At 57.7% G+C, this 21,422-nt stretch carries 18 protein-coding genes; 7 read left to right on the forward strand and 11 right to left on the reverse strand.

Annotation, left to right across the window (positions count from 1 at the left end; all coding sequences use genetic code 11):
• The first annotated feature begins 413 nt into the window (after positions 1-413).
• From AC0L15_RS03065 to AC0L15_RS03075, 3 genes are all read left to right on the forward strand, one after another.
• Positions 414-1,859, forward strand: a complete 1,446-nt coding sequence (locus tag AC0L15_RS03065) for a lipopolysaccharide biosynthesis protein (protein ID WP_287244718.1) — start codon at positions 414-416, stop codon at positions 1,857-1,859.
• 157 nt (positions 1,860-2,016) lie between these two features.
• On the forward strand, positions 2,017-2,163 hold the full coding sequence (locus AC0L15_RS03070) for a hypothetical protein (protein WP_287061281.1): 147 nt from the start codon (positions 2,017-2,019) through the stop codon (positions 2,161-2,163).
• Complete coding sequence (locus AC0L15_RS03075; RefSeq protein ID WP_473495885.1) at positions 2,160-2,543, forward strand: hypothetical protein; 384 nt, start codon at positions 2,160-2,162, stop codon at positions 2,541-2,543. Before AC0L15_RS03070 ends, AC0L15_RS03075 begins: the two co-directional genes overlap by 4 nt.
• On the opposite strand, the gene AC0L15_RS03080 is transcribed toward AC0L15_RS03075, so the two are convergent.
• The 4 genes from AC0L15_RS03080 to AC0L15_RS03095 all read right to left on the reverse strand — a co-directional run bounded on the left by AC0L15_RS03080 (position 2,504) and on the right by AC0L15_RS03095 (position 7,024).
• A complete protein-coding gene (locus tag AC0L15_RS03080; protein WP_473495886.1) occupies positions 2,504-3,493 on the reverse strand; it encodes a hypothetical protein in 990 nt (329 codons plus the stop codon). The two genes, AC0L15_RS03075 and AC0L15_RS03080, sit on opposite strands and share 40 nt — an antisense overlap.
• A 40-nt stretch (positions 3,494-3,533) precedes the next feature.
• A complete protein-coding gene (locus AC0L15_RS03085) occupies positions 3,534-4,493 on the reverse strand; it encodes a glycosyltransferase family 2 protein (RefSeq protein WP_287244724.1) in 960 nt (319 codons plus the stop codon).
• Between the two features lie 30 nt (positions 4,494-4,523).
• Positions 4,524-5,507 carry a class I SAM-dependent methyltransferase gene (locus AC0L15_RS03090; protein ID WP_287244726.1) on the reverse strand — a complete coding sequence of 328 codons (984 nt, stop codon included), beginning with the start codon at positions 5,505-5,507 and terminating at the stop codon, positions 4,524-4,526.
• A 233-nt stretch (positions 5,508-5,740) separates the two neighbouring features.
• A complete protein-coding gene (locus AC0L15_RS03095; RefSeq protein ID WP_473495927.1) occupies positions 5,741-7,024 on the reverse strand; it encodes a glycosyltransferase in 1,284 nt (427 codons plus the stop codon).
• A gap of 344 nt (positions 7,025-7,368) precedes the next feature.
• Here AC0L15_RS03095 and AC0L15_RS03100 point away from each other — a divergent pair, with 344 nt between their 5' ends.
• From AC0L15_RS03100 to AC0L15_RS03110, 3 genes are all read left to right on the forward strand, one after another.
• Positions 7,369-8,235 carry a glycosyltransferase family 2 protein gene (locus tag AC0L15_RS03100; protein ID WP_128245259.1) on the forward strand — a complete coding sequence of 289 codons (867 nt, stop codon included), beginning with the start codon at positions 7,369-7,371 and terminating at the stop codon, positions 8,233-8,235.
• 155 nt (positions 8,236-8,390) lie between these two features.
• On the forward strand, positions 8,391-9,686 hold the full coding sequence (locus tag AC0L15_RS03105; protein WP_287061611.1) for a polysaccharide biosynthesis/export family protein: 1,296 nt from the start codon (positions 8,391-8,393) through the stop codon (positions 9,684-9,686).
• Between the two features lie 138 nt (positions 9,687-9,824).
• The gene (locus AC0L15_RS03110) at positions 9,825-10,598 is read left to right on the forward strand and encodes a TylF/MycF/NovP-related O-methyltransferase (RefSeq protein ID WP_287050095.1); all 774 of its coding nucleotides are present in this window, start codon (positions 9,825-9,827) and stop codon (positions 10,596-10,598) included.
• A gap of 17 nt (positions 10,599-10,615) precedes the next feature.
• On the opposite strand, the gene AC0L15_RS03115 is transcribed toward AC0L15_RS03110, so the two are convergent.
• Positions 10,616-12,091, reverse strand: coding sequence for a hypothetical protein (locus AC0L15_RS03115; RefSeq protein ID WP_473495887.1), 1,476 nt, complete (start codon positions 12,089-12,091; stop codon positions 10,616-10,618).
• Positions 12,092-12,240: 149 nt separating this feature from the next.
• Between AC0L15_RS03115 and AC0L15_RS03120 the strand changes: the two genes are divergently transcribed.
• The gene (locus AC0L15_RS03120; RefSeq protein ID WP_287050091.1) at positions 12,241-12,483 is read left to right on the forward strand and encodes a hypothetical protein; all 243 of its coding nucleotides are present in this window, start codon (positions 12,241-12,243) and stop codon (positions 12,481-12,483) included.
• 71 nt (positions 12,484-12,554) lie between these two features.
• On the opposite strand, the gene AC0L15_RS03125 is transcribed toward AC0L15_RS03120, so the two are convergent.
• From AC0L15_RS03125 to AC0L15_RS03150, 6 genes are all read right to left on the reverse strand, one after another.
• Positions 12,555-13,445: a sugar transferase gene (locus AC0L15_RS03125; RefSeq protein WP_287244733.1), complete on the reverse strand. Its 891-nt coding sequence runs from the start codon at positions 13,443-13,445 to the stop codon at positions 12,555-12,557.
• Positions 13,446-13,858: 413 nt separating this feature from the next.
• Complete coding sequence (locus AC0L15_RS03130) at positions 13,859-15,802, reverse strand: GNVR domain-containing protein (RefSeq protein WP_287245628.1); 1,944 nt, start codon at positions 15,800-15,802, stop codon at positions 13,859-13,861.
• Between the two features lie 59 nt (positions 15,803-15,861).
• On the reverse strand, positions 15,862-16,632 hold the full coding sequence (locus tag AC0L15_RS03135; protein ID WP_287244736.1) for a response regulator transcription factor: 771 nt from the start codon (positions 16,630-16,632) through the stop codon (positions 15,862-15,864).
• Between the two features lie 396 nt (positions 16,633-17,028).
• Complete coding sequence (locus AC0L15_RS03140) at positions 17,029-17,748, reverse strand: Crp/Fnr family transcriptional regulator (protein WP_287201953.1); 720 nt, start codon at positions 17,746-17,748, stop codon at positions 17,029-17,031.
• Positions 17,749-18,787: 1,039 nt separating this feature from the next.
• Entirely contained in the window at positions 18,788-19,927 is a 1,140-nt protein-coding gene (locus AC0L15_RS03145) for an acyltransferase family protein (protein WP_287244738.1), read from the reverse strand.
• Positions 19,928-20,677: 750 nt separating this feature from the next.
• A complete protein-coding gene (locus AC0L15_RS03150; protein ID WP_091589996.1) occupies positions 20,678-21,409 on the reverse strand; it encodes a glycosyltransferase in 732 nt (243 codons plus the stop codon).
• Positions 21,410-21,422 lie beyond the last annotated feature (13 nt).

A 21,422-nucleotide genomic window follows, 5' to 3' on the forward strand; every position in this document is an offset into this window, starting at 1 on the left:
ATTCGAATCCCGGCGACGCGCCCGCAGCGATAATATCAGGATATCAGCCTTAACACCGCCTAATTTGATTGCGCTACGAAGAGGATTTCCAGAGGAGCTGCCTATGACCAATAAGAACTGGAAGCAGCCATCCTTCCTCGCCAACCACAGCATCCTCAGCCATGCGTGCTTGTGGGGTGGTGGAATAGAATGACGAGCAAGCATGCGAAACGCCATCTGTGTCCCGCGACAACTCTGCGTTCGCGAGATTCCAGCTCGATAAACGGTAGCCGGAGAGAGATCGACGGCTCTCCTTTTTATTCACGTAGACCAGGCCAGATCGCTAGCGGCGCAGCTGTGAGACGACGACGGAAAGCCTTGACTGCGCGATCGAAAGTCGCAGTTCCGTCCTCCAACGGGCAAAGAAACATGCGATGACATCGATCGGCGCGAAGATTGTCACCGGCGCAGCTTGGACAGCAGTCGAAACATGGGGGCGGCAAGCAGCCATGTTTGCCGTTTTTGTCGTATTGGCCAGGCACCTCGGACCTGAAGCATTCGGCCTCGCCGCCCTCTCCATGGTTGTACCCGTCATTCTTGCTGTTCCAGTCACGACCGGAATACCGGAGGCACTCATTCAGCATCCTAAAATTGAGTCCTTACACTTTGACTCGGCCTTCTGGCTTCTCGCCGCGAGCGGCGCGGTGATTAGCGGGCTCATCTGGATGTCTGCCGGTTTGATTGCTGCAGCGTTCGGACAGCCCATTCTCGAAGATCTCATCCGCTGGAGCAGCGTGGTCGTCGTAATCCAGGCCCTCTCGTCGGTACCTGCGGCTGTGTTGAAGCGCCAACTCGAGTTCCGCTTGTTCGCGTTGCGTACGCTTGCCGGCACCGTCGTCGGCGGCACACTCGGCATCGTCTTGGCAATAGGCGGTTTCGGCGTATGGAGCATGATTTGGATGCACCTTGCAAAAGCGGCTGTGGAAACCGCTGTCCTGCTCGTTGGCAGTTCTTGGCGACCCCGTCTGACCTTCTCCTATGCAAAGGTTCGTGACCTATTAGGATTTGGTGGCCCGCTTATCGTCCAGACTTTTTGGAGTTTTCTGAATGAGGAAATTCCAAAGGTCCTACTCGGTACGTTCCTCGGCCCCCACGCGGTCGGAGTCTATGCTCTCGCCCGTCGTCCGCTCGACCTTCTGGTGCAAGTATTCCTCAGTCCGCTGATGGCTGTCACTATGCCCACCGTGGCACGGATTCAAGATCAACCCGAAAAGATCGACCGCTTCTTCAACACGACCGTCCGCATCGCCGGGATAGCGGGGTTTCCTGCATTCATCGGATTTGCCGCGATCGCACCGATCGCGGTTCCCTTTATCTTCGGCCCGCAATGGGCCAGCGGGGTCGTCGCTGTCCAGATTCTCATGCTGCTGGGCCTGCAACGCACGATTGACAGCCTCTGCGCGTTTACGATCCTTGCAATGGGTCACTCCAGGTTGATCCTGAAGTTGAACATAGCCTACTCTGTTGTCGCAACGATGCTGTTGTCCGTCACTGCGCAGATCAGCCTCGAGATGACAATGGTGGCGCTCGTAGCCTGCGGCCTGGTCCTCCTACCAATCTTCCTCTTCTACGCTCAGCGCATCGCGCGTATCGACGTGCTGAGACCCCTTGAGATCTTCCCACGACTGGCTCTCGCCGCCCTCCTGATGTTCGGCGCCGTCAGCGCGTGGCTAAGCAGCGCGCCTGAGCACGCCTCACAGGAGACGCTTCTTATTAGCGCAATTGTCCTTGGAGCCGCTGTCTATTGTACGGCTCTCTTCGTGCTGGTGCGCTCTGACCTGTTCAATGCGCGAGACTTGTTCCTCAGGCTTCGCGGCTAGTTTGGTGTCGGGCGCGACCTGTAGAAGAACCCGGGGAAATAGGAGCCCTTCCAGCCGGCGCCGGTGGCGCCCCCAACCTCTCGGCGGCAAAGCCAATCATCTCGCGCAAGAGATCGGAATCCGGAGTCTTCTCCTCGAGCGCGCGCAAGTTCTGTCGATGACCACCGCAAAGCCGCTCGATCGCAACAGCGCTATCGAGGGCGCGCTGGCGAGCGGCGTCGCTACCGCCGAGCTACACCACCTGTGGGGACGCGACCGTGACCAGTACCTCTTCATCGAAGCAAGCCTCCCGAAACCGGGATGACCGCTGGTCTTTCAAGACTGAAAGGATTGATACGTTGGTCCGCCGCTTCGACCAAAACTATCGCGACAAAGTCGCCTGGTGGCGCGATTACCCATTACCTTGCCTGGGGTGCGGGATCAAACGGTATCACTTTCGTCAACGTCGTTCCCGAGGGCGCGCGGATAAGCGCTCTGGTCGACGTCAGCCCGCACAAGCAAGAGCGCTTTGCTCCAGGCACAGGCACAGCTGTGGTTGGGCCGGAGAGCCTGCGCGGCCGACCCGTGCGGTCAATCATCGTGATGACCGCTCTATCGAGACGAAGTTGCCCAGGCGGCACACAAGCTTGGTCTCGCGCCCGATATCATCGTTGCCTGAGCCGGCGACCCAGACTTTGCGGCTGACGGCCTGACTTAACCACTCCTTCGACGTCGATCCGTTGCAGGTTGACCGGCCTCAGCCAGCAGTGTCGCGTATAGTCGGTCGAGCGGCGCATAAACTGCGGCCATCTAAGTGGCGTCTTGGGCAGCGCCCGCCAAAGGGACAGCGAGTTAAGGCCGATCAGAAAGCGAGACCGGATGAGCTGCCCGCGCCGGTCCACCGCTGCATAGGTTACGAACCCGCGAAACGCAGCGCCGAACCTCTTCAGCACAGCATCAACCTGCACGTCATAACGCTCATTGGCGGCGAAACCTTGAAGCGACTTTGTTGTCCCGACGGGCCGCGTGTGTCTCACAACGACATCGTCAACGATGGCGTACCGCAACCAAGGCATGTCAGTCAGGCGGGTCCAAAGAAGGTCTATTCCCGTCTCGTAGCCGAGCCCGAACAATTTCAATGCCGTTTGCAGGCACCTGGCGCTGAACACCGGGCACATCATCTCGACCGTGTTGGTATATCGCAATAAATATCGCTTGCCGATGAAAAGCGTCGCTGCGTAGGAGAAATAGCTGTCCCAAGACAGTGCTGGCTGAAACAGATCAAGTTTATAGCGGCGGCCTATGGCGAACAGACGATTCAAGTCCAGCTTCGTCGTCTCGATGTCATCGTCGATCAGTGCAATGAGATCATATCGCGTCACAATTTCAGGGTAGCATTGAAACAAGGCATGATAGCCGGCGATCTTGCGCCCCGGGAGAAATACGCTGAACTCGTCCTGTCCATGGGAGACGCCAGCCTCGTAGGCGGCGACGAGAAGATCGAAGTCGGCGTCGCCCGCCCCCTCAGTCCAGCCGGCATGCAAAGAGCTACGCCCCGCCCGGACGATCACCAGATTTCTCTTGCCCGAGCCCTCCGGCAATTTTCGGAAGGCTGACACTGTTGAGGCCGCGGGCGTGACTTGGCGAAGGTTCATACAAAGCCTCCCGACGGGCGTCGCACCAGATCACTCGTTTCTAGCCAGGCGATCGGTTTGACACGGCATGAATGCGTTTCAGCGCTCCCAGGCCGGCGCCGCGGAGCTTGGTACGAAGCTGCGGAGATATGGCGCCTACAAGTTCCAGGAACAATCTTGCGATAAGCAGCGGATCCAAGATCCACGCAACCAGATGAAGCAGTGTCATGCCCAACGGTGCTGTGCGCCTGTGCCGATAGGCAATTGCGACGAGGTGTTTTAGCCGCCTCGACAATTCAAAGGCATTCGCCGCGGAGTCACCAGGATTTTGCCAAGCCAATCGCTCGGAGCTTGGCAACCGCACCGAGCGCGTCGGATGGTCACGGCTGTACAGTATCGCGTTGGGCGCATGAACAAACGTCCCGAGAAGAGCCATCTCGGCCAGAAGCGCACAATCGGAGCCGTAGTAGGGCTCGTGCAATGTCGTCTTGGCTAAGGATTCCCGACGCCAAAGGCCGAACATCGCAGCATCCCAACCGTGCGCAGCAACCATCAACCGGAAGCGGGATGCGGGCCACGGTCCTTCCATGTCCGGCAGCACCCTTTCGACATAGGAAGTGAGCTGCCCTGTCTCGTCGATTCCCAGCAGGCGCGGGTAGGCAATAACGTGGCGGGCATTCGCGTCAAGCGCACGCACGCAGTCTGTCAAGAAACCACCGCTCAAGAGGTCATCGTGCGCGCACCATTTGAAATATTCGCCTGTGCTCAGCTGGAAAGCTCGATTGAAATTGGCACCGGCGCCCAAATTGCGCGCGTTTCGGACATAACGGACGCGCTTGTCCAGCCTCGCGAATTCCAGACATATATCGGCTGTTCTATCCGTCGAAGCGTTGTCGGTGATGACGAGTTCGAAATCACCGAAGTCCTGCTCGAGGATCGACCGGATCGCTTCGGCGGCGAAATTCTCGCCGTTGTAGACCGGCATACCAAGGGACACTTGCGGCGACTTAGGACGTTCCATTTCGGGTTCTTCTTTGACGAGAGAGCGCGATCAGACCGCGACGACTTCCGCTCGAAGGTCCAGCGCAATCAAGGATTGCGTCACTTCATTCAGGTATATCGGGTTCATGACGATGACGAGATCAGGGGGAGCGTCCAACAAGTCGCTTGGCGCGATGACCGGGTGCCCGGTTCCGGGCGTAAACTTGCCTTGCTTGTAGGGGTTGATGTCGACTGCTGCCCAGACTTCGTCTCCAAGCTGCAAGGTCGTCAGGAACGACACTGCCTTGGAGCCGCCGCCCCACAGGACGACCCGCCGGCCGGCGGCGTGCGCGGCGCGAATGCGCTCCTGCCAGCAAGTCTGAGCGGCTCGCACGCGGGCGGGAAAGGTTTCCGCCAAACGGTGCATCACTTCCAGATCGTGCTCGAGCGGTAGTCTCGGCGTCGTCCGGCCGGCTGACGGCCGGGCGTACTGAACGATGTACTGGTTGTCGTAGACGAGCTCCAGATCGGTAACGTCGAAACCTTCCTGGCGAAACAGGCGTGCGTGCGCGCCAGGACTGAAATAGGAGCAATGCTCGTAGTAAATGTCCCAGAACGCGCTCTCCACGAGCACACGTTTTGCATCCGGCGTCTCGAAGACCGCCCAATCCTGGGTCCTCTTGCCGATCATCTTGCGGATCAGCCGCACGAAACTCGACACCGAGCTTACGTGTTCGAGCGTGTGGCGACAGAGGACCGTATCCGCCTGGAGATGCTGGTAGTCCGGTCCGAAAAAATCGACGATGATCTTGACGTCGCCGTTCTCGTCATTACGGCCTTTGTCGGCTCGATAAGCTGGATCGATGCCGAGCCCGGTGGCGCCGGCCGTCATGCAAAGTTCGCGGAGAAATTCACCCTTGCCGCAGCCGATCTCTAACACGTGCTTGCCGGCTATCGCACATTTTTGTGCAATCTCGCGTGCAAGTCCCTTCGCGAAATTGTTGAAGGTGCTGGAAAAATGCTGGGATTCCTCGAAGTTGGTGGAGTACCCCATGATCGTCTCGTCAAAGGCCCTGTTGAATATGAACCCGCATGCTTCGCAGAATGCGAGGTCAAGGTCGCGACGAGGAAAGGCATGGGCTTCTTGGGCCGAGTTAAGCAGGACGCAACTATGCACCGGGATGGCTTCGACCCGGTAGATTGACCGGCTGACTGGCGCCGAGCAGCACGGGCACACGGCCGATCGAAGCGTTTTGCGGTTACTTGCCATGTGAAGGTCAAATGAGTTCATTGTAGAATTGGCTCGACAAGTGAACCGGTTATATCGCCCGTCGAGCTCTCGGCTCCGAAGAGTTCATTGTACTCGGTTGCGCGAGCGAGTTGGACAGACTGGGCCAGGCCAAGGGCGTCGAGAATCGCCAGGTCGAATCTTTCCTCGGAGAACCGGGTCGCGTTCATGCGACAGGCGTGCGGCGTAATGGACAGTGCATTTTTCTCGAATAGATCAATGGCCCCAGCTACGGAATCGACGGCCTGACGGTCGAAGAGCACACCTGTCGGATGGGCGCTCTCGCCAAGCGGCCGGACAATGTCGCGCGCACCTCCGCGGCCGAAGGCGATCAATGGAGTACCACACGCTTGGGCCTCGGCAAGCGTTATCCCGAAATCCTCGCATCCAGCGAACACCATCGCACGAGCATTGGCGATTTTTTCGATGTATTCATGCCGCGGCAGATAACCGGTGAAGACTATGTTGGAGCCGGCAAGCGATCGCAGATGCTTGGATTGTACTTCGTCGCCTACAACAACTAGGCGACGCGACGGCGTTTTGCTGAACGCCTCGATTATCAGATCCGTACGCTTATACGGGGCGTGGAACGCGGCCGTGACGTAGTAGTCATCCTTGTTGACCACGAATTTAAGATCCTCGATGGCGACCGGCGGATGGACTACCCGCGCGTCGCGGCCGTAAATCCGTTCGATTCGAGAGCGGACATAATTCGAGTTTGCCAGCATCAGGTCAGGACCATGTGCCGTTCGGGTGTCCCAGGTCCGCAGCCTGTGAAGCATGTAACGAAAAGCTAGACCTTTTGGTCCAAATCCCAGGCCTGCTTGCTGCAAATAGGAGAATTGTTCGTCCCACGCATACCGCACCGGACTGTGCACATAGCACAGGTGTAGTTGGTCTGGGCGAGTCAGAACGCCTCGAGAGAATGCGGCCGAAGAGGAAATTACCGCGTCATAACCCGTGACATCAAATTGTTCGATCATAAACGGACAGAGAAAGAAAAGTGACCTGTAGTACTTTTCCACGAACGGAAGTCGATTCATGCCGGAAACGTGGAAAATTACGCCTGGAAAATACTCTTCCTTGATTTCCTTCGGGAGAAAATCAAAGAGGGTGAAGACCTCGGCTCTTGGAAAAGTCTTGCAGATACGAGCAAGGACCTGCTCCCCTCCCCGAAAGTTGGGGCACCAATCATGCACGACGGCGATGCGGGCGTTGCGGTCTATCGCGGCAAATGGCGTCTTGCTGATGGATCGCAAATGTTTGGCATCACGGCCCACCATAGTGGTTGCTTTCGGCTGTCGCACATGGCGCATGCTTTGCCCCTCACGGAATGTTGGCACTTTTTTTCCGGAATTCTTGTTGCCCGGATGCTCAGCGACTGTGTGCCGTCCGTCCCGTCCAAACAAGTTGCCTATCGGGTTAAGCGCCGCACCCTCCCGAGGCCGGATGTACTCCAACGAGGTACGTCTACTACTTCGATGGGCCTAAGCAGGCCTCAACGCTAACCTTATGCGCAGGCTGTATCGGCGCGGCCGGCGGATTAGGATCACAGCGCGCTCACTTCGCAAGCAGTGGTCGCACGCCGTATCTGTAATCCATTGCTCGCGAGGAGAGTTGATCGTCGATGAAAGTGGTGGTGATCGTCGCAACGTTTGGTCGCAAGGAACAAGTGGCTCGGCTTCTCGCACAGCTTGAGCGACAGACCCTGCTCCCTGACGCCGTGATACTGTCGGCCCCCGACGCCAGCCATATTCCCGGTAACACGGTTTGCCGGTTTCCCGTATCGCGCGTCGTCGGAAGGACCGGCTTGCCGGCGCAGCGCAACATCGCCCTCGACGTCGCAGGCGACCGTTTCGACATAATCACCTTTTTCGACGACGATTTCATTCCGGCAGACGACTACCTCGAAGGCGTATCGAAGGCGTTCAAGCAGCAGCCCGACTGGGCAGTGATGACGGGACACGTGCTTAAGGACGGCGCGACAACCGCAGGGCTCACATGGGACGAGGGCATCCAGGCGCTTCGCGAGGCCGGCCCTGCGACTGAATCGCGTGGGGTGGATCAACTCAGCGCCTATGGATGCAACATGTCGATCAGGGCCGCATTCATCAACGGCCTGCGCTTCGACGAACGGCTTGCGCTCTATGGCTGGCAGGAAGACGTTGATTTCACCAGCCAGTTGAGAGCCAGAGGGCGGGTCGTCCGTTTGCCGTCGATCCGCGGGGTTCACCTCGGCATCAAGAGCGGTCGCGTAAACGGCATCCGTTTCGGCTATTCCCAAGTGGCGAATCCGATCTACCTCGTCCGCAAAGGCACCGTCCCATCGACTTTCGCACTTAGATTGATGGGCAAAAATCTGCTCGCCAATCTCATGCGCAGCCTCTGGCCGGAATCCTACGTCGACCGGCGAGGGCGTCTGCGCGGCAATCTCCTGGCCCTTTCACATGTGGCAAGGGGCCGGGTGGAGCCCGAGTATATTCTGAAGATCTAGTGCAGAGGTAAGAGATGCTCCAGGAACTGCCCTTTTCAGTCGACAGCGACGCTCGCTCAAATCATCGAGTTCGGCGCCTGGGCCAGTTGTCGGCTCAGCGCAAAGGTTGGCGCATTCTCCACGTCGTGGTGTACGCGGGGATATCCCTGGCCGGCATGTTGGGTGCCTCGGCTGCAAACGACAAAGAGTATGTGCTCGGTCCGCAGGACAAGCTCCGCGTCAAGGTCTACGAATGGCGTGCGTCACGCGACAAGATTTTTGGCTGGGATGCTCTCAACGACGAGTACACGGTCGGTCCCAATGGCTCCGTTTCGCTACCGCTGGTCGGCGAAATCAAGGCCGCCGGACTCACCACCGGTGAGATCGCAAACTCGATCGGCGACAGTCTCATGAAAAGTACCGGCCTTGCCCGAAAACCGAATACGGCGGTGGAAATCGTCCAGTTCCGACCGTTCTATGTTGTCGGCAAGGTGACGCAGTCGGGAGAATTCGCATACCGGCCTGGGCTGACCGTGTTGCAGGCATTGAGCATCGCGGGCGGGTTGCGGACTCGAGAGGACAGGGACGCCAGGTTCGAGCGCGAAGTGATCCAGGGCGAAGGGGATGTGAGCCTGCTCAGACTGAACGAGGCCAGTCTCATCGCTCGCAAGGCACGACTCGAGGCGGAACTCTCGCATGCCAGCGACATTCAGTTTCCGGCCCAATTGACCTCCCGCATTCAAGACGACGTCTTTGCGATGCTCTTGAAGCAGGAGCGCCTGATCTTCCAGGCGCGCAGCGAGGGATTGGACACTCAGGTCAGGGCGCTTCATGGACTGCGCGAGTTCCTCCAGAAGGAACTTGCCTCGCTGGAAGCGCAACTCGTTTTCCTCGACAAGCAAATCGGCTCAATCCAGAAAGAGTTGACAGCGGTTTCGGCGCTTGTCGTCAAAGGCCTTGCGGCGGCCCCGCGCGAGTTTTCTCTAGAGCGGGCCCTTGCCCAGGCGCAGAGCGAGAGGTTGTCGGCGGAAACCAGTCTGCTGCGTGGGCGTCAGGAAATCAGCAAAACTGACATATCAATTCTCGAGCTCCAGGATGGGCGCAAAAATGAGGTAACGATCGACCTGCGTCAAACGCAAGCTGAGCTCGATGCTCTCGAAAGCAAGACAGAGACGGCAAGGCGGCTATTGTACGAGTCCGCGGTTTCTGCCCCGAGCCTTCTTGCCCGCCGAACTGATGCGGAGCTGGCTGCGCCGATCTACACGATTTTCCGGCCGTCGGCGGATGGTGCGACAGTGCAAATCCAAGCTAGCGAAACGAGTGCCGTCGAGCCCGGAGACACGATCAAGGTTGAAATACCACTGGCTGAGGATGAAACGGGCGCGCTGGACCTGACATCGACCGAGCGGCACGAGGCGCCGGGAATAGAACTCAAGGCAGAAACCGCCGGCGATACTGTAGGCGTTCCGTAGCCTCCCGGCGGGTCTTGCTAGAAGGATTAGGTAGAAACGCGCGACTGCTTGATGTAGATCAGGTAACTTCCTTGACCAATACACGCACTATATAGCTCTATCGCCATCGCGCTCTATGAGAGGAAAAGAGACTTCGCTATGCAAGCAACTGACCTACCGAACGTCTTCTTGACCAACACGTTCGATGAATGGATTCAACAGAAGCCATCCAAGTCTCAGACGGTTCGCTTTGCCAACAAGGTTCTCCGAAAACTTGGAATAAATCTCGTCCTCGCACCACCTGTTCGCACGGGCTGGATGACCAGTGTTGAACAGAGAATGGACATGTATCACTTGGCAGGCGCAGCGCTTTTCTACAACGTACCGGGAGACTTCTGTGAATTGGGATGCCACGAAGGCAAGTCAGCCGTGGTATTCCAACGCATACTTCAGCACTACGATCCAAGCAGGAACCTTCACTTGTATGACAGCTTCGAAGGTCTCCCGAACGCCAGTGCCGAAGACGGCCACGCCAACGCTCACAAGGGCGACATGGCCACTACGAAGGATGCGCTCATGGCAAACTTCAAGCGTTTGAATCTTCGGCAGCCTATTCTTCACCAGGGATGGTTCGAAGATACGCTTCCCACACAGTTGCCGGACAAAATTGCATTTGCGCATCTGGATGGTGACCTATACGACTCGGTCAAGGTCAGCTTGGAGTATGTGTATCCTCGCCTATCAAAGGGTGCTGCATGTCTGATAGACGACTACAGTGATCCTGGATTGTTCGACTCAGTCGATCTCTATCCGGGGGTAAAGAAGGCCTGCGACGAGTTCCTTAGCGATAAACCCGAAAAGGTTGCGCTTTTGTATGGTGGATTTGATAGCACTATGGGTTTCGGAGCTCATGGATACTTCCGAAAGCTCTGAGCCTAGCCTAGATCGCTTTAGGCGCGGCCGGGAACAGTGCCGACCTGCGATTTAATCACCTGTTCGCTGGAATCGCGCGAATGCCGGAGCGTCCTTACAGGAGCCTCAGCAACACTGTCGTCTTCAACAGGCAAGAACCGGCTGACAAGAACGACGGCGAGAGGAATCAAGAAAACGATACCCGGGTCGGCGCCGCCGCTTGCCAGGGATCCAGCCACGAGCGCCGATAAGGCGCAAGCGCGGACACTCGACGCGATCGCGTCGACCTCGGGATCGATGCGACCGCGGGCACCCCGCACCCCCCGCACCAGCATTGCCAACAGAACTGTCATCATCGCGGTGCCGAACAGCCCCAACTGGGAAAGCACCGCGATCGGCCAACTCGAGGCGCGCGAGCTTCCCAACCCGACCCCCAGTCCACCTGTATCGAAGAAAGACTGCAGGCTTTTGTAGTTCCAGTAGCTGCGCTCTTGGCCGGAGGCTGATGTGACTTTGTTGATTACCGTGTTGTCGACAAGCTGCAAGACCGGATCGAAGAAATGCGGATAGAACAGACTGGCGGCCATCGCGGAGAGGAGCAAGGGCGGTAGCAACGCGATAAGCAGTGCCTCCCCCAACCTCAGCCGACCTGAAGCGAGCGACTTCACGATGGAAAAGACAACGGGCACGCTTACGATTGCAAGACCAACGTAGGCGGTCGACGATGTCGACAGCAGCAGGAGAACAAACAGGGCCGCTCCTAACCCCAATGCGAATTTGGATCCGGTCTTGCGCCAATAGGTGTAGGTGAACGCCAGCCCTGCCAGCGATGCCCCACCGAACGACGATGCCTCTGAAAACGCCCCCGCGATCCGCCAGAACCCAGCTTCCGTGACCTGCGTCAGCATGGCGTAGTTGGCCGTACGGATCGGGGCAAGGACGTCGCCGGCACCGAGCACCTTGCCCAGCAAATCCAGGGCGCCCATCAGCACGTGCAAGCTGAACCACAGGAAGAAGCCCCGCCTGATATTCGCTAACGTGCCGCTGCGCCGAAGCAGCAGACAGGCCGCCAGGAACGTCAGCCCTCCCAGAATAAAGTATCCCGCCTGAGAGATATTGGCCGATACCGGCGCCAAGGCCGCTTCGTAGACGCCCCTGCCGGTGCGGGAAGCGACGAAGGCGCTTGTCTGCCCTGCAAAGAGCCTCGGAAATAACAGCGCTCCGATGCAGACATAGATCATCAGCGCGCAGACGATCCATGCGGCACCTATACGAACGAAGACCGCGCCTATTTCTCTCCAGATTCCCCGTCGAGCCAGCGCGGCTACTATCACGAGCATATCAAAGACGGTAAAGATAAGCGGCGATGAACCGCCAAGCGAGGTTATTGTCCCGATTGCCGTCGCACCAAACGCCAGCGAGGCAATCAGTGCAGTGATCAGCGACCAGCGCATATAAACGACGAGGGCCAGCAGTCCCATGCAAATCAGTGCCCCAACGAGGGAAACCTGCATTTCACACTCCGACCATCAATGATCCAGACCCTGACGGCGCCCCCGGAACCGCTGAGCTGAATGCTTGGCTTCACAAAAACCAGCCACTCTGATTTGCTTAGGATAAGGTTGGTTCTCGCAGCGTAGATTGACCCAGGGACGAGGTCGCCGTGTTGCTTGCCATTATCGGCGTTGCCGGTCTTGCCCTGACAATAGGGCTTACGTTGCGCGCGCCGGCGCTGATAGTGACGACCTTGGTGGTGATCGTCGGCAGCGTCGCTGTAGGCAGTCTTCTTCACCTGTCTGTTCCAAACACCATCCGCTCGACGTTTTATCTTGTTGTCGTCACCCAAATTGCCTACCTGGTCGGCCTTGCAATTGCCGTGCTGCGGCACCGCCCAAGGGGACAATAGAGTGGGCGACAATCCCTTGTCGGCGAAAATCGCTTGAGGCCGTTTCTGCCGCACCCCTGACATCGCCAAGGTCAGGAGGTCTGATCGAACTTCATCATGGCCGGTATCGTCCGCATCAGGATCGAAAGATCGAGGCGTAGAGACCATGTCCGAACGTACTGCGTGTCCAGCAATACGCGATGCGAATACTCAGTCGTGTTTCTCCCGTTTATCTGCCAGAGGCCGGTCAGTCCTGGCCGCGTCTTCAAATATTCATGCGATGCGGCGCCATAGCGTTGCAATTCGTCGGCAACGACAGGACGCGGGCCGACGCAACTCATGTCGCCCCGCAAGATGTTGAACAACTGCGGCAGCTCGTCCAGGCTCGATTTGCGAAGCATCCTTCCGAAAAACAGGATACGCGGATCGCACTTCAGTTTCTGGTTGGCTGCCCATTCCTGGGCGGCTTGTGGATTGCAGCTCAGATGCCGTTGGAGCACCTCCTCGGCATTCGGTACCATGGTGCGGAACTTGTAGCAGTCGAAGACCTTTCCTTTGAATCCAATACGGTGGTGAACGAACAGCACCGGACCGCCTGTGGTGGCCTTGATCAGAAGTGGGATAAGAACCAAGATCGGACCGGCCAGAATGAGCGCTGTCGAGGCTACCATCAGATCCAGCAGCCTCTTGGCCCAACCGCCGAGAGGCTGTCGGCTTTCGGTCCGCACATCGTCGTCAATGCTTGCCGTGCGCATATCCGGCTCAAACGGAACGGCGCCATGGTCATGGCTTGCGTTGAGTTGAGGCGACGAAAGGTCTGGCGTGATCGATCGTGCAGCCGCGTCGCTGTCGCGCCGAAGAAGCGATGTCGCGGGGGGCCCGGCTCCGACCAGTAGAGCCCAGCCTTCAACAGCCAGGTCTTCGCACTGCCGCAGGTTGCTTTCGGTTACGTTGGACATCTTCCGCTTGCGCTCGATTTTCAACTTATAGCCTGCATCTTGTCGACGACGGATGATCTCCGGCAAGCAAGGAAAAGGTGGTAGATCGGAGGTGTTTGGCAGCGTGGCCTACCCCTTAGTTGCTAGGCCGGGTACGGACGAATGGCTGCTCCGTTCAATGCCTGGCACGATATCGGAATCGATTTTTCGACTCGCGAGCCCCGAAGGGGCGCGGATTCCCTTTGACGGGCAAGTGTCGGATTGACGGGGCGGTGTCGAGACTTGCCGCGGACTCTAAAGCGCGTCGCATTTGAACGGATTCATGCGACGCGCTTTAAGGTCTTGTTTTTGATGCATGTCGTTATCGCAAAACCGCTGCGCACCCTCGGTTCAAGCCGGCTTCAAGGCCGAGGGCATGCTTTTTGCGCGCGACGTGCTGCCGAGAGGAGGCCAGGATGTCAGCGCGGCGCTTGACCTGCGCGCTTCCGGTAACGCCGGGCCGAAACAGTACGAACACGTGTCATCAACACGCCAAGGACGGAGGAATTGGTGTTTTTGAGTGTCTGCGTCAGGTCTTCCAGCTGATCAAGCGACGTCACGCCCCACTGCGCCACCACAATCACGCCATCAAGAAGCGGGCAGAGAGCAAGCCCTTCGGCACCGGAACTGAACGGTGGCAGTTCAACAATGACGATACTGTAACTGCCAACTTCGTTCAGCAATTTCTCCATATTATCGGGAATCAGCAAATTCGCCCAATTCGACGCATCGTTCTTCAAATAATAAAACGATGTCTTTTCAATGAATTGGATTTGCTTGCTGATGTCTTTAGGGTTGCCGGAATCCCGATCGACCACGGTGAAATCGGAGGAAAAGGGACGTTCGTTGGCCAGTGCCGACTTATCGTCGGCGTTGATCACGAGGGTCGCCGTGCCCGACCCCCCACACAGCGCCGCCAGATTGCTTACAACGGTGCTCTTGCCGTCGCCGGGGGACACGGATGTAATTCCGATGCGACGCCCCCTCGAAGCGTTGGCCCCGGCCAGGCCCATGATCGCCTTGACGCTCCTGAGGCTGCCGCTGAATGAAGAGTCCGGGTTCCTGAGTACCTCGTCAAGCCGGCCAAAACCACCCCGCCTGAAGCTGACCGGCGGCAATTCTCCAATACAGGCCAGGCCCAGTTCGCGACGGATCTGACGCGGGGTCCTCACGTTCCGATCGAGCCCGCGTCGCGCCACGGCGAACCCGATGCCAGCTACCATCCCGGCAAGTGCGCCAAAGGCGAGGATCAGCGTCCTGCGCGGCCGACTTGCCTTCTTGGGGCTCGTCGCGGACGTGATCACGCGAGCATCGGCGATCAGATAAGGCTGTTGGTCGACCGAGTTTGTATATGCCGCGAGCAGGCTTTCATACATCTTTCGGTAGGTGTCGGCGGTAACCTCCAATTGCTCCAGCGTAATCTGGTGTGTTGGCTTTCCTTCGCTGTGTACGAGGTCCTGTCCGGCGACGGGCGTCTCGTCCTGACCGATGCTGTAGTCGTGTTTTGCGCGAAACTCCTGGGCGACCCGGGTCGCCCTGTTCATCTGATCACCGACCTCCCGCATCCGCCTTTCCAGCCATGCGATGCCTTCGCTAGCCGTTGCTGTTGTCGTTTGCACTTGCTCGCGCACGAACGCTTCTGCTGTGGCGTTTGCGACGCGTGCCGCCAATGCCGGATCGTGAGACTGGAATGTAATGTCCATTGCATAGGAGACACCGACACGCTGGACATCCAGACCATCGCTGAATATCTCCACCGCGCGACGCCGACGCTCGGATTCCAGCTGCGGCCCGTTCACCTCCAAACGATCCGGCCAGGGCAGCACGCTATGGAAGAAATCCGTCAGCGCAGCATTGCCGGCATGGAATCCGCCGGCATCGACGATGCCCATCCAGGCTCTGCGAAACCTCTCGCCGATTGTCGGACCGTCCAGATCCCTGAAGGTTGGATTGTCCAGGAGTCCAAGATCATCGATCACCATCATCGCGATCTTCTGGGAGCGCAGAACTGCAAGTTGGCTCTCGACCTGAGCGGTGTCGAGCGACAGGTTCACTTCGGCCGGTTGCTGCTGAAGGTTTCTGGGTATCTTCGGTTCGATCAGGATCTGGGTGCGCGCCGAATAAATAGGATCTGAGGTAGCAAAGTAGAACGTGGCGCAAACGATTCCGGCGACGACGAACGCAAGAATCGAGAAAAGATACTGCCGAGCAAACGAGACAACGTCAGCGAGGCTGATAAAGTCCTGCGGTGCGTCCGCCCCAAGCCATGGCTTGTGAGCAATTGCCGCCGACGGCCGGTCTAGCATGGCTTCAATCCATATCTGCAACAAAAAGAGCGGCGAACTGCAACGCTCGAGCAGCATCGCCACCGATGGGTCCCGCTACGAGCATGCAGCCGCGCCACTGTTATGATGACAACCGTTTAGCTCGATCGGCCCAACAGGTGGGCGCCAGGAAACATCTCATTGAGCTTGTAGACGACCTCCGTCCTGTTCGTCGCCTTCAGCTTCTTCATGATGTTGCGGATATGGACCTTGACCGTGCTCTCGCGAAGGTTGAGCTCATGAGCGATTATCTTGTTCGCCTTGCCACGCCTGAGAGCCTGGACGACCTCTTCTTGCCGCTCCGTGAACACACTCGCCATGGGCCTTGTCATATCGGCGGTTGTGTCGCTTGCCTTGTGCTGGGCAAGCACGCTGCTTGCCGGCACAAATGTGCCGCCGGCAAGGACAAGATTTACGGCTTCAACACAGATCTCGAAACGGATCGATGAAGGGATGTAGGCTTTTGCGCCATAATTCAACGCCTTCAGAATCTGCTCCAGATCGTCGGTATCGGCCAAAATCAACACTGGAACCGGGTGGGCCTCATTCACGAGATCGGCGATTTCGCTGCCGGTCCTTGCATCTGTCACCTTTCGGCTGCCCACGTTCAGCAGAATAGCCGATATCGACAGTGCATTCTCTTGATGCCGCCACTCTTCGATCGAGCCGAACGACAGGATTTCCTTCCCGATGCCATAGGCGGTCAGGCATTGCGCAAGACATTGTCGGTCAAGCACTCGCTCGTCTAGCAGAGCCAGGCAAGATTCGGTCAAGCCATGTCTATGAAGATGTATTCCATTCCCAGCCTTGCGCGATACGAATTCAAGTGCACCGGGTGATTTGCTATCCAGTTGAATTGTCGGAACCATGAACTTACTCCCCAAACTCTACCCAACGTTTCGAGACCAGTACGATATGTACTGCAGGCAAATACTATTTCCCGCGAACGATGGTCTGTTCGCGTCGCCTTCACTATAACCTCGGGATTTCCCAAGCCCCACCTTGGACAGCACTACCCCGTCCATAATGTTTATCGCCGAAAAGATGTGCCTTCACTAATTTAGGTTAATAAAAGGTAAAAAATTTTCTATCCCTTCACTTGGCCCTAGCTATTTGGTCTAGGAGGGATGGTAGCCAGAGAACTCACCGACATCGCGTTGTTTGCCAGGCGCGGCGGACCGTCGCTAAAGACAGCGGGCGTCGCCGATGGCAGCGCGGCTTCAAGGCGCGTCGCACCGCCTTTGCATCGTGCGCCAAAGTAAGTGTCAACCATCGATATACCTGTCATCGAACTCGGCAAACTTCGTTACGCCCAGCCGATCCAGCACGCGGACGTGACCTTGGCGGAACTCCAGAAACCCGCGTTCCCGTAATTCCCGCAGCATTCGATTGACATGGACCGGCGTCAGGCCGAGCGCGTCCGCGAGGTCATACTGGGTGAGAGGGCATGCAAAGCCAGTGCGGCTGGCAGCGCCGACGCGCTCCAAGCGCGCTCTCAGCTCGAGCAGCAAGTGCGCTGTACGCGCCAAGGCGCTGCGTCGGCCTATATTGGTGAGGTGTTGGGCAACAAGCGCTCGCTGGCGCGCCAGCGTTTCAAGAAAAAGCGAGGCTATGTGGGGCGACTTCGCTGCTCCAAGAGCAAGCGTCTTGGCCGAGGCTTCCAGCACCGCAAGGTCGGTTTGAGCCACAAATGTCTGGAGAGCAGCGCCCGTATACGTCTGTGGCAGGACAATGTCGCCCTTCAGGGCAAAGTCCAAAATCTGTCGCTGTCCCCCGGCAAGGTCATGAGAAATGCAACCCCAGCCAGACTCGATTATGAAGACGCGATCGCCGTCCTCCCCCTGATTGACGATAGCGGTCTGCGCCGCATATCGCTTCGGCATGAAGCCTAGCGCCTTGATATACGCCTTATCGTCGCTTTTGACTGCGACTGACGTCGGACGGTTTTCATTCTCACTCAATGAAAGGCTTGTAGCATACGTCATTCGAACCCCGCCAATCCTCCCCTGATACCCTCCCTACGCAAAAACGTACTCCAGCTTTGACGTGTTGAGTACCCTGCACGGGCTACAACCATTGGGTGATATTGCACTGCACTCTCACAAAAAAGCAAGGATCACACCTGATCGAGCGCAGTAGGACCCGAATTCATCATAAAGCTCGACCGACGTTCTGCACCATCCATTCGAATGGTGAGGTCTCCGGCGGTCGGAAGCGATTGATGGACACCGTGCAACTTTCGACCACGCCACCCTTCCGGATGCTTACGGCTTTCGGCGTGACTGGCTAGCCTACCGACAGCAAGGCCAGGCATTGCTGCTGACTTGCGGTCGCGCTTAAGTTGTCGGGGGCGAACCGGCGGTCGTTCAACATCGGGCGGAACGTGCCGCTACCCCATCCATGCAACCTTCTGATTTCACTCCCAGATAGCACCTCGGGTTCCGCCAGATCGAGCAGCACCGGTCACTCAAGTGCAACCGCTGCAGGCCAGATGCCTCACAAAGCCGGCAGGTCGCGCTGGGCCGGGTACGAGAATTCCTCATTGCGGTGACAAGGTTTGAACGGACGAGAGCGTTCATTCACAGATTCGGCCACTTCGGCTCGATGAGTAACGCTGCAGTTTCAGGACCGGAACGCGTCGATTGACCGTCCCTCTTTCGAGCCAAACTGTCTCCGGGTTCAGCCGCGACACAGGCGCGAGTACTCCATTCGCGTTAGCTCTGAAGCCCCGATTGCCTCGCACGTGCGAAGAGACGCTCGCCACGCACCCTGAAGAGGGCGACGCGCTTCAGGGCGAGCGGCCGCCTCAACCGCCCTGTTGCGCTCCATAGGGTTGGTGCTCCCGCCAAGTCGCGGTGGCTCCGGTTGCGGCTTGCGGCCGGATTGGTCCGCCCTGGCGGACCGATACTCAGGTCACGCCGAAATTGTCGCCTTGCTCGGCCCGTGATTATCGATGTAGTCGCCCGGATCCCCTGCTCACCACGCAAAAGCCGTGGGATTTCCTGCCCTCCTCTCGGAGACGCGCTAAACTGCCATTTGATCTCGCTTGGCGTCGGGTCTAGGAAACTCTCGCCTGATGGCGTTTTGAATCCGCTTTTCCAGGGACATGACCGCCATGCTCAAACCCAAAACGCATAGCATAGACAGTACAAAGGCAAGGGGCGCCGAAAAACCTAATGAAAACAACCACCAGACCACAACCATTCCAACCGAGTAATGATTCAGATATACTGGATAGCTAATTCCCCCAACGTATCTCACAAAATTCCGGTAGCCTGAAATATTGTATTTAATGAATTCATTATACCTTATTCCTGCTGCCATTGCATACATGCACATCAACCACACAATCACCGCGGCGGTTTTATATGCATAACCGCGTTCAACCGACATAAAAATTTCAGCAGTGCCCATACAGCCAAAAAACAATATCAATATCGTCTTCCCTGCATGTCCCATTTCGCTACGGCCGTCGCCGCCGTTCCTGACAAGAAAGATGATCATGCCGGTCGCGAAGAAAACGCCGTGCTGCAGCAGAAGCAGTTTGAAGGGGAACCGCGAAAGCACTGATATCGCTTCTTCCGGCCGCGTGGACGGCGGCAGCAAGTGCAACCCGGAGAGAATGAGAAGGTATACCGAGCTCGAAAACCCTATTATTTTGGCCAGATCATAGAGTGATAAGCGAAACCTCGACAAAATTGACGCGGCTACCAGGAGGTAGAATACGGCCTCGACGACGAGCGACCATACGACCCCGTCGATATAAGGGCCCTTGGGAGACAAGGTTACCGATCTGAAAAAATCCATCAGAAGATGGGAAAAATCCTCGCCATAGAGAGCTCGTGCGGCCAAGCTGACGAGCGCGGACAGCCACAGGGCGGGCAAAATACGCGTAGCGCGCATGCGCGCGAAGCGCAGCGCTTGCGACGCGCCCCCTTCGCCTGCAGCGCTCATGGCAATGACGAACCCGGAAATTACGAAAAAAACTTCGACCCCTACAGCACCCAAACCGGCAAACGCCGACAGAAAACCGAAGGCGACATCGCTTCCCTCGGTGACTGACGCACTGCTCCAGGCGAATGTCGCGAAATGGTTCAGCAGCACCAAGAGCGCTGCAAAAATGCGCAAGAAGTCCATGACGTGGTAGTGGACATTGCGTTCCATATAATGTTTCCGAACCTTGCCAGAGGCCAAGGCCGAATACTATCGTGAAACGGTCAGTACGCCTGCTGCTACATTCGGACATAGCCGAATTGATTAACCGTCGGATATGACCCGTTTCGTGGGCAGATCCACCGAACTGCTACGCCTGGATTGCTCGGCGCCTTGATATGTTGAGCAGCGTTGCGTCCGATCGTTGCCATTGACGAAGAATGCTACGCGCCGTCTTACAAGGTGACCGCATGGCTGTTGCTCATCGCCGTCTTGCCGCGACCTCGCAAGGGATAGCTGGTTGAGACGGTGGATGGCGGTGAGATTCCTACGGCTCCACCCGCTCTACTCCTAATTGGTGTCGCCCTCCTAAATGATGCCGTGCTAATGTTCTAGCCGGCTTGGGAGGTTCCAATCGACCTCATTGCGAATGTTTTCGCCGGCACGTGGGCTGCCGGGGTGCTTGCTGCCATCTGGTACGTCTGGAGGCGGCCCTCGCTGCCCGTTGCCGAAAACAAGCAGGACCGCGATTTGCGGGAATGGCTGGACGGGCAGGTGTAGAGGGCGCTGCGCCGGGGCGAAGCAGCGCCCGACCCTCGTCGAAACGATACGGGCCGTCCCGGCGCCTGCGAAGAGCGCGCCCAACCCGGTGTTCAGCGAGGCCGTGCCGCAGCACGGCGCGCGAAGACCGGCCGTCAGCGCGGGAACCCCAAGCGACGTTAGGCATCGCCACCGCCAGCCGCTGGGGCTTTTTGACTGGGGCTACCGGCTCGCCGAGCGCGAAAGAGCAGCCTCTGCTTGATCGGCACTGCTCAGGAATTCGTCGCGTTCGGCTATCCACAGATCCGCATAGTCGACATTCTGCCACTCGGCAAACCACGGACCGCCACTTGTATAGTGGACCGCCTTGGGTGTGCCATGCGCCGGCTTTTCGTTCCAACCTTCAAGCCAGTTCCACTCTACCGGCAGCGAGCCCAAATCCTCATCGGCGACCCACTGCATTCGGTGGAGGTAGGCGCCACTTTCGCGGTTCACGACCTCCGGCGTAAGCGATTTAACCGCAGGATGCGCGCAATTGAACAGCATCAGCGAGGACCAGTTTTTTCGAGGGTAGGATGTCTGGACAACGCCATCCATCTTGGTGGTGGCCTTCGGCGTGTAGTCGTGCTGGACGCAATAGACCGCCTTGTTCGACTTCGTGTATTCCAGCAAACCTGCGACGTCACCGAGCCACAGGAAGTCGCAATCGCAGAACAAAGCCCAGCCCGTATAGTCGGCGAGAAAAGGCGTGAGAAACCGCGTATAAGTGAACTCTGTTGACGCGAGCGGATCTTTCTCCCTCCAATACAGTTCACGGGCACGCAGCTCGTCCTGCTTGATTGGAATGACGGAGACAGGCACCGAAGCGTTTTTGAGCAAAGAGTGCCGCGCCACGTCGTAGGCGATCGGCTCACGGCTGTCCCATCCAACGAATACCCTAAACGCATCAGTCATATTCAGTACCTTG

The sequence above is a fragment of the Mesorhizobium sp. WSM4846 genome (assembly GCF_055811415.1).